This is a genomic window from Pyxidicoccus xibeiensis, from assembly GCF_024198175.1.
GTDB lineage: Bacteria > Myxococcota > Myxococcia > Myxococcales > Myxococcaceae > Myxococcus > Myxococcus xibeiensis.
The window spans coordinates 1,012,898-1,027,496 of record NZ_JAJVKV010000003.1 but is presented as its reverse complement, the minus strand read 5'-3'; the positions used below and the strand labels follow the sequence as shown (position 1 = coordinate 1,027,496).

At 73.0% G+C, this 14,599-nt stretch carries 14 protein-coding genes and 1 pseudogene; 12 read left to right on the top strand and 3 right to left on the bottom strand.

The features are described from left to right. Positions 1 to 41 precede the first annotated feature (41 nt). Entirely contained in the window at positions 42 to 749 is a 708-nt protein-coding gene (aat, locus tag LXT23_RS17050; protein ID WP_253981217.1) for a leucyl/phenylalanyl-tRNA--protein transferase, read from the bottom strand. 12 nt (positions 750 to 761) lie between these two features. Continuing rightward, on the bottom strand, positions 762 to 1,592 hold the full coding sequence (locus LXT23_RS17045) for an LEA type 2 family protein (RefSeq protein WP_253981401.1): 831 nt from the start codon (positions 1,590 to 1,592) through the stop codon (positions 762 to 764). A gap of 67 nt (positions 1,593 to 1,659) precedes the next feature. Between LXT23_RS17045 and LXT23_RS17040 the strand changes: the two genes are divergently transcribed. The 8 genes from LXT23_RS17040 (at position 1,660) to LXT23_RS17005 (ending at position 9,477) form a co-directional block, all read left to right on the top strand. Then, a complete protein-coding gene (locus LXT23_RS17040; protein ID WP_253981216.1) occupies positions 1,660 to 2,298 on the top strand; it encodes a hypothetical protein in 639 nt (212 codons plus the stop codon). 111 nt (positions 2,299 to 2,409) lie between these two features. Beyond that, a complete protein-coding gene (locus LXT23_RS17035; protein ID WP_253981215.1) occupies positions 2,410 to 2,604 on the top strand; it encodes a hypothetical protein in 195 nt (64 codons plus the stop codon). 129 nt (positions 2,605 to 2,733) lie between these two features. Further along, the gene (locus tag LXT23_RS17030; RefSeq protein ID WP_253981214.1) at positions 2,734 to 4,833 is read left to right on the top strand and encodes a TonB-dependent receptor plug domain-containing protein; all 2,100 of its coding nucleotides are present in this window, start codon (positions 2,734 to 2,736) and stop codon (positions 4,831 to 4,833) included. A gap of 29 nt (positions 4,834 to 4,862) precedes the next feature. After that, entirely contained in the window at positions 4,863 to 5,567 is a 705-nt protein-coding gene (locus LXT23_RS17025; protein ID WP_253981213.1) for an HmuY family protein, read from the top strand. Positions 5,568 to 5,592: 25 nt separating this feature from the next. Then, complete coding sequence (locus tag LXT23_RS17020) at positions 5,593 to 6,684, top strand: hemin-degrading factor (protein ID WP_253981212.1); 1,092 nt, start codon at positions 5,593 to 5,595, stop codon at positions 6,682 to 6,684. After that, positions 6,681 to 7,592, top strand: a complete 912-nt coding sequence (locus tag LXT23_RS17015) for a heme/hemin ABC transporter substrate-binding protein (RefSeq protein WP_253981211.1) — start codon at positions 6,681 to 6,683, stop codon at positions 7,590 to 7,592. The genes LXT23_RS17020 and LXT23_RS17015 overlap by 4 nt, the downstream gene beginning before the upstream one ends. Next, positions 7,589 to 8,677, top strand: coding sequence for a FecCD family ABC transporter permease (locus tag LXT23_RS17010; protein ID WP_253981210.1), 1,089 nt, complete (start codon positions 7,589 to 7,591; stop codon positions 8,675 to 8,677). Before LXT23_RS17015 ends, LXT23_RS17010 begins: the two co-directional genes overlap by 4 nt. Next, the gene (locus LXT23_RS17005) at positions 8,674 to 9,477 is read left to right on the top strand and encodes a heme ABC transporter ATP-binding protein (protein WP_253981209.1); all 804 of its coding nucleotides are present in this window, start codon (positions 8,674 to 8,676) and stop codon (positions 9,475 to 9,477) included. Before LXT23_RS17010 ends, LXT23_RS17005 begins: the two co-directional genes overlap by 4 nt. Before the next feature lie 175 nt (positions 9,478 to 9,652). Here the strand turns inward: LXT23_RS17005 and LXT23_RS17000 are convergent, their stop codons facing one another. Further along, positions 9,653 to 10,522, bottom strand: a complete 870-nt coding sequence (locus tag LXT23_RS17000) for a fatty acid desaturase (RefSeq protein WP_253981208.1) — start codon at positions 10,520 to 10,522, stop codon at positions 9,653 to 9,655. A gap of 332 nt (positions 10,523 to 10,854) precedes the next feature. On the opposite strand from LXT23_RS17000, the gene LXT23_RS16995 reads away from it, so the two are divergent. From LXT23_RS16995 to LXT23_RS50865, 4 genes and pseudogenes are all read left to right on the top strand, one after another. After that, complete coding sequence (locus LXT23_RS16995) at positions 10,855 to 12,513, top strand: hypothetical protein (protein ID WP_253981207.1); 1,659 nt, start codon at positions 10,855 to 10,857, stop codon at positions 12,511 to 12,513. A 135-nt stretch (positions 12,514 to 12,648) separates the two neighbouring features. Continuing rightward, complete coding sequence (locus tag LXT23_RS16990; protein WP_253981206.1) at positions 12,649 to 13,521, top strand: hypothetical protein; 873 nt, start codon at positions 12,649 to 12,651, stop codon at positions 13,519 to 13,521. Between the two features lie 431 nt (positions 13,522 to 13,952). Beyond that, positions 13,953 to 14,090 (top strand): annotated as a pseudogene (locus LXT23_RS50870) (permease); the annotation flags it as partial. Positions 14,091 to 14,093: 3 nt separating this feature from the next. Continuing rightward, positions 14,094 to 14,546, top strand: coding sequence for an EamA family transporter (locus tag LXT23_RS50865; protein WP_456105634.1), 453 nt, complete (start codon positions 14,094 to 14,096; stop codon positions 14,544 to 14,546). Positions 14,547 to 14,599 lie beyond the last annotated feature (53 nt).

Genomic DNA, 14,599 nt, shown 5'->3' with positions numbered 1-14,599 from the left:
TGGACCGGAGCTTCCTCGTAACCGACCTGTAATGCGGCGGGCTACCCGGGTGCGGGCGTCGCCTGCTCCGTCCACTTCCCTCGCCGCGTGGGCTCCTTCAGCGCCCGGGAGAGCGCGGTGAGGAAGCGCTTGCGCGGCCAGGCCTCCGCGCCGAAGCGCGCCAGGTGCTCGGTCTCCACCTGGCAGTCGATGAGCTGGAAGCCCCACGCCCTGAAGCGCTCCACCGAGGCGACGAAGGCCACCTTCGACGCATCCGGCGCCAGCGCGAACATGCTCTCCCCGAAGAAGGCCGCGCCCAGGGACACGCCGTACAGGCCGCCCTTCAGCTCGCCCTCCGCCCACGTCTCCACCGAGTGCGCGAAGCCCAGCTCGTGCAGCGTGACGTAGGCCTCCAGCATGTCGTCGGTAATCCACGTGCCATTCTGGCCGGGACGCGGCACGCGGCCGCACTCGGTGATGACGCGCGCGAAGGCCGTGTCATAGCGCACCTCGTAGAGGCCCCGCGCCATCGTCTTGCGCAGCGAGCGGCCCACGTGGAGCTTGTCGGGCTCCAGCACGAAGCGAGGGTCCGGCGAGTGCCAGACGATGGGGTCTCCCTCGCTGTACCAGGGGAAGATGCCGCGCGAGTACGCGGCCAGCAGTCGCTCCGGCCGCAGGTCCCCACCCACCGCGACCACACCGCTCTTGTCAGCCCGCTCCGGAGGCGGAAACAGCTCCGGGTGCTCGTCACTCAGCAGGTAGATGGGCACGCGGACCCCACTCTACCGCGACACGTTCAGCTTCACCTCGCCGGACAGCGTGTAGGGGACGCGCAGCAGGGGGCCCGTCACCTCGCCGGTGATGCCGTAGGGCAGGACACCCTTGGAGATGAGGGACTTCACCTCCGGTCCGTAGGTGTCCTTCGTCACCGCCACCTCCAGCGTGTACACCCCGGTGGCGGACGCGGCCACGCTGTCCGCCTGGGCCACCGTCCCGGTGTCCAGCTGCTTGCCCGCCACCAACGCCTTCCACGTCAGCCCCTCCAGCTTCAGCGGGAAGGGGTTGGGGTTGCGGACACCCAGGCGGAGGTTGAGCTGGACCTCCTCGGGCGAGTAGCGCGCCCCGTCCAGCTCCTCCATCACCACCGTGGGCAGCCGGGGCACGCGGGCCGCGCGGCTGGCCGCGAAGGGGAGCTTCTCTTCCTGGTCTCCCGAGCGGACCACCAGGTTGCCGCGCAGGGCCAGCAGCAGCGTGCCGCTCTGGGCACTCAGCCGCGTCAGGTCCTCCGCGCTCTTCACGTAGGCGGCCTGCTCCTCGAAGGAGAAGTCCGCGGGCACCCCCGGCTCCAGCTTGACGTTGAGCTGGGCGGTGCCCGTCTTCACCACCTGTCCGTCGGAGACGAGCTCGTACTCCGCGCGCTCCAGCACTCCGGCGGCGGGGCTGGCCACCTGCCCCCGATAGCGCACCGTGGCATCGGTGAGGCCCTGGGAGACGACGACGGTCTCCTGGGCGGTGAGGACGGCGGGCCCCGAGGGACGGGTAGGGGCGGAGGCACACCCCAGGCCGAGGGTGAGGAGGACAGTCAGGCGGAACAAGGGCGAGAGCGAGCGCATCACGTTAGACATTGTGGCCAGCCCTGGGGCTGACCCAAGGACTTTTCCGCTAGACTGTCCACCACTCGTGGCCCGACGCCGCCCCAACTTCAACAAGACGCTCCGCGCCCTCATCCGGGACATCGCGGCGAAGCTGCCGGAGTTCGGCCATGTGAAGCCGACCCGCATCCTCGTGGTGTCCGGCGAGGCACGCCGGGCGTCGCGAGGCACCGTGAAGCCGCTGTGCTTCCGGGGCGGCAAGAGCGCGGACCGCACCGGCCGCCGCAAGCCCATCATCCGCATCCGTGGCAAGCGGATGCTGTACTGCATCACCCTGCGGCCCCTCTTCTTCCGGGGCTCCACCGCCCAGGCCCGGGTGGAGACGGTGGTGCACGAGCTCTTCCACCTGTCGCGCCGCTTCGACGGAACGCTGCACTCCGGCCGGCGCCATGACGTGCTGGGCCGGGCCTTCTCCCGCAAGCTGAAGCCCCTGGTGCGCCGCTACCTCAAGCTGTGCCCGCCGGAGCTGCTCTCCGCCATGGCCCACTCCGGTGAGGTCCGCGTCCTCCAGTGGCTGGAGCGTCCCGGCCCCGCCTACGTCCCCGGCACCCACCGGCGCGTGCGCAAGGTCTACACCGAGGACCAGCTCTACTACGGCATCGCTCGCATGGTGACGCCCAAGCCCCGCGTCTCTCGAGAGGCGTCCGCCCGTCCCAAGGTCCACTGAAGTCCCCCGTCCGCCTCGCGCCTGTGCGCCCGCGGACACTCGTGTCGAAGTTGTTTGACTTTGATAATCAGTATCAATATCGTCCACGCCGTTTCGAGCCAGGGAGCGGTGATGCGCGAGGGAGGCCAGCGGGAGTGCGGGGCGGATGAGCTGCGGTGCATGTGCGGCAGCCTGCTGGCGCGGCTGGTGCCTGAAGGCGTGGAGCTGAAGTGCCGGCGGTGTCACCGGATACAGGTGGTGCCGCTGGAGGGGGCTCCACCGCCGGGCGGTGGGAGCGGTGCGCGGGTGCGCGGCGAAGGTGACTGAGCATTGAAGGTGTGCCCGGGTTGCAGGCCCGGGACGAGGTGGTGTCTTCCCTGCGGCCCGAGGCCCTGAGCCCAGCGCCCCACGGGGCCTCCGAGCGAGGCCCGCCGGCCATGAGCCGGAGGACGCGGAATGTCCTGGCGCTGGTGTCTCCTCGTTCTGGCCTGTGCCCTGCCCGTGGCGGCATGGGGTGGGGCTCCGCCCGAACCGGAGGGTGGCGAGGCGGTGGAGGCCGTGGCCGACGCGGGCGTGGCCGCCGTGGATGTTGCTGCCGGTGGCGCCATGGCCAGCGTGGACGCCGTGGCCGACGCGGGCGTGGCCCCCGTGGACGCTGCTGCCGATGGGGCCATGGCCAGCGCGGAGGCCGACACCCGCAGGGGCCTGGCCGTGGACGCGGGCTCGGACGAGTCCGCCGTGGCGCGCACGGTGGTGACGGCGTCCCGCGCGCGGGAGCGGCTGGGCGACACGGCGGTGGCCACCGAGGTCATCACCCGCGCGGACATCCTGGCGAGCGGGGCGAGGGATGCGGCGGAGCTGCTCGCCGCGCACCCGGGGCTGGAGGTGGTGCAGACGTTCTCCGGCGCCGCGCTCCAGGTGCAGGGGCTCGGCTCGGAGTACGTGCTGGTGCTCGTGGATGGCGAGCGCGTCGCCGGGCGCGTGGCGGGGAGCGTGGACCTGTCCCGGCTGTCTCTCGAGGAAGTGGAGCAGGTGGAAATCGTCAAGGGCCCCTCGTCGGTGCTCTACGGCAGCGACGCCGTGGCCGGCGTGGTGAACCTCATCACCCGCAAGGCCCGGCGGCCGCTCGGGGGCGAGGTGCGCCTCTCCTACGGGAGCCTGAAGCGGCTGGAGGTGGATGGTACGGGTGAGGCCCGGGGCGAGGGCTGGGGCGTGCGGCTGAGCGGCGGGCTCCAGCGGCGCGACGCGTATGACCTGGACCCCGCGGACCAGGGCACCACGGGCAGCAGCCTGGAGGGCTTCGACGTCTCCGCGAGCGGGGACCTGCGCCGCGACAGCGGCCCGGCGCTGGAGGGCACCGCGTCCTACTCTCGGCGCACCCAGCGCGGCGTGGACCTGGGCGTGGCGGGCGCCATCTTCGACCGCGCGAGCCGCGATGACTCGCTCTCCGCGCGGCTGACGCCGTCCTGGCGCCTGGCAGGCGACGCGACGCTGCGTGTGGACGCCGCATACGCGGGCTTCCTCCGGCGCTACCTGCGCGACCAGCGGCGCTCGTCCGCGCTGGACACCGTGGAGGACACACGCGAGCAGCAGGGCCGGCTCGGGGCGCAGCTCGACGCGCGGGCCGGAGAGGGGCATGCGCTGGTGGTGGGCGCGGAACTGCTGGGCGAGTGGCTCCAGTCGGACCGGCTGGAGACGGGACGGGGACGGCGGGGCCGTGCCTCCGTCTATGCGCAGGACAGCTGGACGCTGCTGACGGGGCTGGTGCTCGTCCCGGGCGCGCGTGTGGACACGGACACGCAGTTCGGCACGGCCGTGACGCCCCGGCTGGCGGCGCGCGTGGACCCGCTCCGCTGGCTCACCCTGCGCGGGAGCTTCGGCTGGAGCTACCGCGCCCCCGGCTTCCAGGAGCTGCTGCTCGACTTCGAGAACCCCACCGTCGGCTACTCCGTGCATGGCAACCCGGAGCTGCGGCCGGAGCGCTCGCGGGGCCTGAGCCTGTCCGCGGAGGTGCGGCCCTCGGAGGCGTCGCTGCTGTGGGCGAGCGCCTTCCAGCACACGCTGCGCGACATGATTGGCGTCTCCCTGGAGCAGGACGGGGAGTCGCAGCGCTTCAGCTACATCAACGTGGCGCGGGCCCGCGTGCGCGGCGGAGAGCTGGGCGTGCGCCAGCGCCTTCCCGGGCGCATCACCGCGGAGCTGGGCTACACGCTGACGGACGGCCGCTCGGAGTCCTCGGGCCGCGCGCTGGAGGGCCAGGCCCGCCACCGCCTGACGGCGCAGGCCACCTGGCGTCACCGGGAGTCGGGAGTGGAGGCCTGGGCGCGCGGCGCGCTCGTGGGCCACCGGCCCTTCTATCCGGACACCGACGGCGACGGGGAGGCGAACCCGTACCGCGCCAGTCCCTACGTGACGGTGGACGCCCGGCTCGGCTGGCGGCTTCGCGAGCAACTCCAGCTCTTCGTCATCGGCACCAATCTGTTGGACGCGGGCAACCCCAACGATTTGCCCATTCCTCCCCGCACCTTCCAGGCCGGGCTCTCCGCCCGGCTGTGAGCCGTCCCTCTTCAACCCCAGGAGCCTCCATGTCCCCCTTCGCCTTCCGTCCTTCGTCCCTCGGCCGTGTCGCCGCCACGCTGCTGCTCGCGGGCTGGCTGTCCGCGTGCGGTGACGACCTGGAGCCCGAGCCCGGGCCGCAGGAGCCTGTCGACGAGACGCCGAACGAGCCGGACTCCACGCGTCCGGAGAACGGCACCCACGTGCGGCACGTGGACAATGGGGATGGCTCCTTCACCACCACCGTGGATGCGACGAGCAAGACGGAGTGGATTGGCCTGGACCTGGACGCGGGCCGCCAGGTGAGCGCGGCGACGGATGCCGTCTGGGACCTCTCCTTCCAGCGCTTCGGCATCCGCTCGCGCGGCGGCGTGAATGGCACCGGGGGCGTGGAGGTGGCGGTGCTCGGCGACAAGACGTTCGCGCAGGTGAGCCAGGCGCCCGCGACGGGCTACACCACTGATGCGGCGGACGGCGCCGACATGGGCGAGGACCCGGACACCGTCTTCCAGGCCGGCGAGGGCTGGTACGCGTATGACCCGGCGACGCACAAGCTCAGCCCGAGGGCGCGCGTCTACGTGGTCCGCACGGACTCGCGCGCGTACTTCAAGGTGGAGATGCTGGCGTACTACGACGACGCGGGCACGCCGGCCATGCTCAAGCTGCGCTGGGCGAAGGTGCAGGGGCCCGTCTCGGGCGGAAGCCTCGACGCGTCGGTCTCCAGCTCCCGCTGATGCGTCCTGACGCCAGGTGCCTGCCATGATGTCGCCTCCGTCCCGTCCGGGTGAGCCTCCCGAGCCCACCCTCCTGCGCCAGCGCTGGCTGGCGCTGCGCCAGTCCCAACCTCGCACCCGCATCCGCGACGCCGCGGACCAGCTGGGTGTCAGCGAGGCCCAGTTGCTCGCCACCGGCGTCGGTGAGAACGCCGTCCGGCTGGAGCTGCGCTTCGACGTGCTCCTGCCCCGGATGGAGTCGCTGGGGCGGGTGATGTCGCTCACCCGCAACGCGCACGCGGTCCACGAGAAGCGCGGCACCTGGCGCAACGTCGAGCTGCACGGCGCGCGCGCCCTGGTGCTGGACGAGGACATCGACCTGCGCCTGTTCCTGTCTCGCTGGTGCTTCGGGTTCGCCCTGCGTGAGAGCCTGGCGGACGGGCTCCGCCGGAGCCTCCAGTTCTTCGACGCGACGGGAACGGCCGTACACAAGGTCTTCCTGGAGGACGGCGGCGGCACGGCCGCGTTCGACGCGCTGGTGGAGGAACTCACCCACGCGGAGCAGTCCGCCGAGCTGCCGGTGGAGGCGCCCGCGCCAGTCAAGGCACCGAGGCCGGACGGTGACGTGGACGTGGAGGGCCTGCGCGCGGGCTGGTGCGGGCTCCAGGACACGCATGACTTCTTCACGCTGCTCCAGCGCTTCGACGTGGCCAGGACGCAGGCGCTGCGGCTGGCGGGGCAGGAGCTGACCACCGCTGTTGCGCCCGAGTCCCTGACGTGGGTGCTGGAGCGGGTGGCTGGCTCGGGCCAGCCCATCATGGTGTTCGTCGGCAACCCCGGGGCCATCCAGATTCACACGGGCCCGGTGCACACGGTGCGCCCGACGGGGCCGTGGATGAACGTGTTGGACTCCGGCTTCAACCTGCACCTGCGCGCGGACCACATCCACACCGCGTGGGTCGTCCGCAAGCCCACGCGGGATGGCGTGGTGACCTCGCTGGAGCTGTTCGATGCGGCAGGGGAGAACATCGCGCTCCTCTTCGGCAAGCGGAAGCCGGGGCAGCCCGAGCTGCCGGAGTGGCGGGCGCTGATGGCGGAGCTGGCAGCGGCGCTGCCCGTGCGGGAGGTGATGCCATGAGGCAGGTCGCCGTGCTGCTCACCCTGCTGGCCGCGGTGGCTCACGCGGCGGAGCCCGCGAAGGCCGTTCCGGTCCCTCCCTCGCCGTCGCCCGGGGCCGCGGCCTCGCCGCAAGCCGTCGCTGCTCCCAGATTGGTGACGGTGGGCCCGGCCGTCACCGAGACGGTGTTCGCGCTGGGCGCGGGCAAGCAGGTGGTGGGCGTGGACGACACCAGCCTGGCGCTGGAGGTCGCCGCGCGCTCGAAGAAGGTGGGCTACCAGCGAGCGCTCTCGGCGGAGGCGGTGCTGGCCTCGGGAGCCTCGGTGCTGCTGGCGTCCGAGGAGGCAGGCCCTCCGGGCGTGCTCGCACAGCTCCGGAAGGCGGGCGTGGACGTCGTGGTGCTGCCCAATCAGCACACGGTGGAAGCCACGCGGCAGCGCATCCGGACCGTGGCGCAAAAGCTGGGACGGGCCGAGCGCGGTGAGGCGCTCATCGCCCTGCTGAACAGCCACCTGGAGCGCGCCGCCTCCCGCGTGGCCGGGCTGAAGGACCGGAAGCCGCCGCGCGTCCTGGCGCTGTATGCCCGCGGCGCCAACGTCCTCATGGTCGCCGGCACGGAGACGGCGACCCATGAGCTCATCCGGCTCGCGGGGGGCGTGAATGCCGTGTCCAGGTACACGGGCCACAAGCCGTTGACCGCGGAGGCGGTAGTCCAGGCGGCACCCGACATCGTCCTCGTCCCGGAGAGCTCGGCGGAGGCGCTCAAGGGCGAGGCCGGACTGGCGCGCGTCCCGGGCCTGTCCCAGGTGCGCGGCTGGCGGCTGGTCACCGTGGAGGACGTCCACTTCATGGGCCTGGGCCCGCATCTGGGCAAGGCGGTGGGTCGGCTGCAGGACGCGTTCCAGGCACCGGCGCGGAGCGGGCAGTGAGTGCTTCGGGCATCGCGCCCGTCTCGGCGCCGTTCCCCTCGCGGGAGCGGCTCCGGCCGCCGGCGCCTCGCCCGTGGCTGCTCCTGTCGTTGCTGCTGCTGGGCGTGGCGCTGGCCTCGCTCGCCGTGGGCGCGGTGCGGGTGCCGCCCCTGGCGCTGGTGGGCCATGTGCTGGGCCTGCTGGGGCTGAAGCTCGAGGCCGGCCTGGAGCCCGTGCAGGAGTCGGTGCTCCTCGCCATCCGGCTGCCGCGCGTGGTGCTCGGGGTGATGGTGGGCGCGGTGCTGGCCACCTGTGGCGCCGCGCTCCAGGCGCTGTTCCGCAACCCGCTCGTCGAGCCGGGACTGCTCGGCACCTCCAGCGGCGCGGCGCTGGGCGCGGTGACCGCCATCGTCCTGGACGTGGCCCTGAGCTCCCGGCTGGGCTCGCTGCGCCTGCTGGCCGTCCCCGGTGCGGCCTTCGCGGGTGCGCTCGGCGCCACGCTGCTGGCCCAGCGGCTGGGCACGGGCGAAGGGCGCACGGAGACGTCGCGGATGCTCCTCGCGGGCGTGGCAGTGAGCGCGGGTGCGTTCGCGGGCATCGGCCTGCTCACGCAGGTGGCGACGGATGCGCAGCTGCGCTCCATCACCTTCTGGAGCTGGGGCAGCCTGGGCGGCGCGTCCTGGGAGGTGGTGGGCGTGGCCGCCGCGCCGCTCGCCGTGGCGCTCGCGCTGCTCTTGCGTGACGCGCATTCCCTCAACCTGCTGCTGCTGGGCGAGCGCGAGGCGTGGCACCTGGGCGTGGACGTGGAGCGCCTCAAGCGCCGGCTCATCCTCGCGTCGGCGCTGGGCGTGGGCGCGGCGGTGTCCGTCACGGGCATCATCAGCTTCGTCGGGCTGCTGGTGCCGGCGGTGCTGCGGCTCGCGCTCGGGCCGGACCACCGGCGGTTGCTCGGGGCCTCCGCGCTGCTGGGCGCCGCGCTGCTCGTGGCCGCGGACCTGCTGGCGCGCACGGCGGCTTCGCCCGCGGAGCTGCCCGTGGGCGCGCTCACCTCCGTGCTGGGCGTCCCCGTCTTCATCGGGCTCTTGGCGCGCAAGGGGGCTGCATGAGCCTGGAGGCGCGTGGCATCGACGTGTGGCGCGGGCGGGGGCGGACGCTGGGGCCCATGGACCTGACGCTCCAGCCCGGTGAGGTGCTGGCCGTGGTGGGGCCGAATGGCGCCGGCAAGTCCACGCTGCTCGGAGCGCTCGCGGGAGAGCTTCGCTGCGCGGCGGGGGACGTACTGCTGGAAGGGCTCCCGCTGCACCGCTGGCCTCCCCGTGAGCGGGCCCGGCGGCTCGGCGTGCTGCCGCAGGAGTCGTCGCTCGGCTTCGGCTTCACGGCGCTGGAGGTGGCACTCCTCGGCCGCAGCCCGCATGCGGGGCGAGGCGGGAGCGGCGCGGACCTGGAGGCGGCCACCTCAGCGCTGGAGGCGACGGACACGCGGCACCTGGCGTCGCGTCCGTACACCACGCTGTCCGGAGGCGAGCGGCAGCGGGTGCAGCTCGCGCGCGTGCTGGCGCAGCTGTCGGTGCCGCCGGGGCAGGGGAGCCGCTACCTCCTGCTCGACGAGCCGACCGCGAGCCTGGACCTCGCCCATCAGCACCTCGTGCTGGAGGCGGCGGGGCGCTTCGCTCGGGAAGGGGGAGCGGTGCTCGCCGTGCTGCATGACCTGAACCTCGCTGCGCGCCATGCGCACCGGCTGGCCATCCTGGCGCAGGGGAAGCTGGTGGAGGTGGGCCCGCCCGCCGAGGTGCTTCGCCCCGAGCTCATCGCCAGCACCTTCGGGCTGGAGGTGCAGGTCGTCGAGTGGCCGGACGTGCCCGGCCGGTGGGTCATTCCGGCGGGACACCGTCCGGCTCAGCCCTGAGCGCCTCGTCAGTTCGCGGGCCGGGCTGGCGCTGTGCTCGCCAGGCGGGGCGCCCGCGACCGTGCTCATCGGCCCAGCGTTGGCTGCGCGCTCACGGCCAGTCCGCGAGGCGGGTGTACGCGGTGTCCTCGCCACGCGGTGGCGCCCGCGTCCGCGCGCATCGGCCCGTCGCCCGCTATGTGCTCGTGCCGGGACGGGCCTGGGGCGACTCACCGATACGGGCGGCTACCTGTGCGGCCCAGGCGGGGTTGATGGGTGACACGTCCGTCTGGAGCTCGGCGGGGAGCTGTTCCTGCCGGGCGAGTGCCTTGGTGACTTCGGGCAGCTCGCGCCAGGGCACCTGCGGCTTCAGGTGGTGGGCCTGGTGGTAGCCGGCGTTGAAGAACCAGCGGTTGTAGAAGCGCGAGGTGGACGTCACCGCCAGCCGCGTGCGCTCCCTCGCATCCGAGCCCAGGTGGGCCGCGAGGTTCAGGTAGTGGATGCACGCCTGCGTGAAGATGAGCGTGCCCAGCAGCGACAACCCGAGCGACGGCTGCCAGAGCGTGAGCGCCAGCAGCGTGCCGTCCACCACCGCGAAGTCGACGAGCAGCTCCACCTTCTGGCCGCGCGTCCTGCACGCGCTCCACACCTTCTTCAGCGTGTCGAAGGGCCAGAGCCACGGCGTGAGCGCCCAGCGCACGCAGTACCGCAGCGCGCCTTCCCCCGGGTGTCGCCGTCCCCAGTCCCCTTCACCGTCGTTGAAGCGGTGGTGGTTGAAGTGGTGGATGAAGTAGCCGCGGTACGCGAAGCCACACGCCAGCCCCAGCGTGCGCGACACCAGCCACTTGAGCGCACGCGGCTTCGCGATGGGCACGTGCATGTGGTTGTGGAGCACCGCGTAGTTCCAGAACATCACCGCCCAGCCCACCCCCATCGCGCCCACGCGCACCGGGAGAGCCCAGCCGCTCCAGCCCATGACGACCGCGGCGAGCCAGGCGGCCCACAGCGCATGGACGCCGAGACTCGGGAGGTCCAACCGTGGGGCCTGGGTGTCGAGGCGCGTCATTGGGAGTCCTGCTCGCCGGGAGCCCTGCTTGCCCGAGGGGAGGCCGGCCGAGTGTAACAACGCTCAGGCGCGGGGCGAACCCACGCCGGGTGATTCACGCGGTGCCAGACAGTGGCGGGCGCGTGGGCGTCTCGCGGCGAACGGGGACGCGGCGGAAGCAGGCAGGCGGGCACGTGGATGGCATCACGTGTCGAGTGAAGAACAGCCGTGGTGCGTTGCAGCGGGCGAGCAGGAGACCCGTGGGCTCCTCGGTCCTGCGAAGCCGCGCACCGTGCGTGCTGTCCTGCCGCTCATCCGTCGTCGGTGCGACGGGGGGCGGAGGTACCACGACGTTGCGTTTCGAGGCAGCGGTGCGAGCGGGGCGGTGGGCGCTGGCGTGCGTGGGCCTGGGGCTGGTGCTGCTCGCCTGCGGGCCGGGTTCTGGCAACGAGAACTGCGACGCCGCATGCGCCGAGGGTGACGTCGCGTGCCGCGAGCGCGCGTGCTCCGACACTCCGAACGAGGCGATGCGCGCCGCGACAGACTGTTCGTCATTGCCAGAAGGTGGCCGGTGCCTGGGCAGTCGTGTGGTGGAGCGGTGCTCGCTCGGCATGCTGCTGCGCGAGGACTGCGCCGTGGGCGATGCGTGCGTGGAGGAGGGTGGAGCGCACTGCGAGGCGGGAGCCGCGTGCGTGGATGGTGTCTCGCGCTGCTCGGACGCTGGACGGCTGGAGACGTGCACGGACGGGCGCTGGCGCTCGCGCGAGTGCTCCGCGGGCTGTGTCGCGGAGGGCCGCCGCGGGTGGTGTGGCTCGCCAGGGCCCACGCTGAGCGGCACCGTGCGCTATGCCCGGCGTTGGCCCGACGCCGCGTTCCGCGACTGGACACCGGAGGCAGAGCTGGTGCCCGCAGGGGGCTTCCTCATCGCGTCCTATCGAGGCGAGACGCTGGTGGACCTGTCGGTGACCGACCTGGATGGGAGCTTCACCGTCCAGGTGGCGGACCAGGTGCGGGACGAGGACCGCATCGTCGTCTATGCGGCGGGACGCGGGAGCTCCATCACGGTGGCGTACGCGGTGGCGGACCCCGCGCTGTCCGGGGCGCAGTCCGTGTCGACGCTGCCGGGCGCGTCCGCGCGCATCTGGAGCTGGTCGCGCTCCACGAAGGGGCTCATCGAGCGGCCGGTGTTCACCATCCGCGAGTCGGATGGCTCCGGGGCGGCGGCGGTGTTCGCTGCCCTGCGCACGGCGTGGCATCGCGCGCGGGAGCGCTACGGGCGGCCGGGGTTGCCGGTGGTGGCGTGGCTCGGCTTTGGCGCCACGTGGTCCTGTGGCGCCTGCTTCGCGCCGTGGGCGGTGACGGCGGCGGGACGGCGATGGGAGGCACAGGTGTGGCTGCCCGGCGACGGTGACGCGGCCTGGTGGTCCGAGGCCATGGTGTTGCACGAGCTGGGGCACTGGGTGATGGCCAGCTACGGCACGAGCCCGGAGGAGGGAGGCCCGCACTTCGTCGGCGTGCCCACCTTCCCCGGACAGGCGTGGAGCGAGGGGTGGGCCACCTGGTTCAGCGCGGACGCGCGTGGCAGCTCGCGGTACTACGACCGGCAGGGCGGGACGATGTTCTGGGTGGACCTGGAGGCACGCGAGCCCGCCGCAGGCACGTGGAACCGGCCCAAGCCCGAGGACGGCCTGCTCCAGCGCATCGAGGAGAACGAGGTGGCCGCCATCCTCTACCGGCTCGGCAGGGGCACGTCGTCGCGGCAGCCGCTGTACGAGGCGCTCGGCGCTCCGGCGATGAACGCCGCTCCGTGGGCGCGCGGCTACCAGCGGCACCGGTGGCGGATGGAGAACGGGGCGGTGGTGGACGTGACGCGGACGGAGCACTCCGCGCCGTGCCTCGCGGACTTCCTGGACACGCTGATGTGCCAGGGCTTCCCCGGGACGGTGATGGACCTGGCCACCGAGCCGGCCGTCGCGTACCCGTACCCCAGTCATGCGCCCCTGTGTCGGTGAGCGCCCGGTGCCCGTGATGAACTCGTGCTCTGTGCTGGAGGCTGCGTGCTGCGCATGCGGCGACGGCGCCATGTCGGTGAGCGCCCAGGGCTTCGTGATGTCCTGCGTTGCGAGCCCTGCCATGGAGGCCTGCCGGTGCTCCTGACGCGACGGAAGCTCGCGGGCGTGGTGCTGGCCCTCGCGCTCGCGGGAGCACTCTCCGCGGGAGTGGCCTCCGGCGTGGAGCGCGTCCGGGGCAAGGCGCGCAAGCGGCCGGAGCCGTCACCTCCGTTCTCCCAGCGGGAGAAGACCCGGGCGCAGCTCGATGCGAGGGACGAAGCCCCTCCGAGCGTGGTGCAACGCGATGCCGTCGAGTCGCCGGTCGCTGGCGAGCCCGTGGCACCCGACGTGCGCGCTTCAGTTCCCTCCCAGCGAGGGAGGGCAGGGCGGCCCGCCGAGGCGCGGTCGCGGCCCCACCCAGTGGCCTGGGCAGGGGGTGGCACTCCGGAGCCGGAGCCGCCGCGAGAGGCGGCGACGCCCACGGAGGACAACCAGGGACATACGCATGGAACCTGGGGGGCGGGGCTGACCGCGCGCATCCCCGCGCCGATGCGCGTGGGCTGGACGGTGGTGGAGGCGTCCACCGGCAGTGTGCGGCTCGTGGCGGAGGTGGAGCGGCGGCTGGGCTTCGGTGCCCCCGTGGCGGTGCGTCTCTCCCTGCCACGCGGAGCAGCGCTCCTCGAAGGGCCCGAGGACTTCACCGTCCCCGAGGGCCCGGGAGGGGATGTCCGCGCGGTGACGTACGTCGTCACGTTCAAGACGGGGACCGTGCCCACCGAGGACCTGGTGCTGGTGGCACATGCCGAGGGCGCGTCGTTTGGTGCGCACGCCGAGGAGCGCTACTCCTTCGGCCGTGTGACCCCCTTCGACGAACCCCGCCCCATCCCCGAGGGCCCCGCGCTGCCGGCCTCGGTGCTCATGGGGGAGGCGCCCGAAGCGCAGGACGGCCACGACGAGCCATCACCCTGACGGGGCCGTTTCGCGGCCGGGAGCTTGCTGTTCGGAAATGTCGGGACATTTCGCCGCGCAAAACCCCCGACATTTCCGAACAGCAAGCTCCCAGGGGGCCTCGAAGAGGTGACGCAGCGACTGCGCGGAGGCGGCCCCTGCGTTAGACACGGCCCCGACCTCGTGAAGGAGCCGTGTTGGAGACCGTCGCCCTGGTGCTGGTGCTGTCGTCCGCGTTCTTCCATGCCTCGTGGAACGCGCTGCTCAAGCGGCACCCGAATCCGGAGGTGGGCGTCGTCAGCGTCATCTCCGTGGCCGTGGTGGGCGGTGGGCTGTGGACGCTCGGGATGCGGGGCGAGGCGTTCCCGACGGCGCGCGGTCTCGCCTGGGCCCTGGGCGCCGGGGCGTGCGAGAGCATCTACCTGGCGGCGCTGTCCCGGGCGCTGAAGCAGGCGCCCCTGGGGCTCGCGTACACGGTGTCTCGCGGAGGGGCGATGCTGCTGGTCTGGCCCGTGTCCGTGCTGTGGCTGGGCGAGGCCGTGTCCGTGTGGATGGTCTCCGGCGCCGTGCTGCTGGGCGTGGGGCTGCTGGTGATGAACCTGACGCGCCCCACGGGCCCCGCGGCCACCGGCGTGGCGTGGGCCGCGCTGGCGGCGCTGTGCATCGCCGGCTATCACCTGAGCTACAAGCTGGCGCTGGGCGAGGGAGCGCAGCCGCCGGCCCTCTTCGCCACGGGGCTCCTCGTCGCGCTGCCGGTGCTCGTCCTGGAGCGAAGCCGGAAGCTCGGCTGGGCCACCCTCCGGCGCGAGGCCCTCGTCAGGCCTGGGCTCGTGGTGGTCACCGGCATCGTCTGCACGCTGTCCTTCGCGCTGCTGCTGTCGGCGCTGGGCAGCAGCGGCGCGGGCGTGGTGCTGACGCTGCGCAACACCTCCATCGCCTTCGCGCTGGGACTGGCCGGGCTGCAGGGAGAGCGCCTGGAGCGGCGGCAGCTCGGAGGCGCGGTGCTCGTCGCGGTCGGCGCGGTGCTGCTGGGCGTCCCCGGCTGAGCCCCGCGGGGAGGTGCGACCGTGGCGCCGGTTGACGACGCCGCGGCCCACCC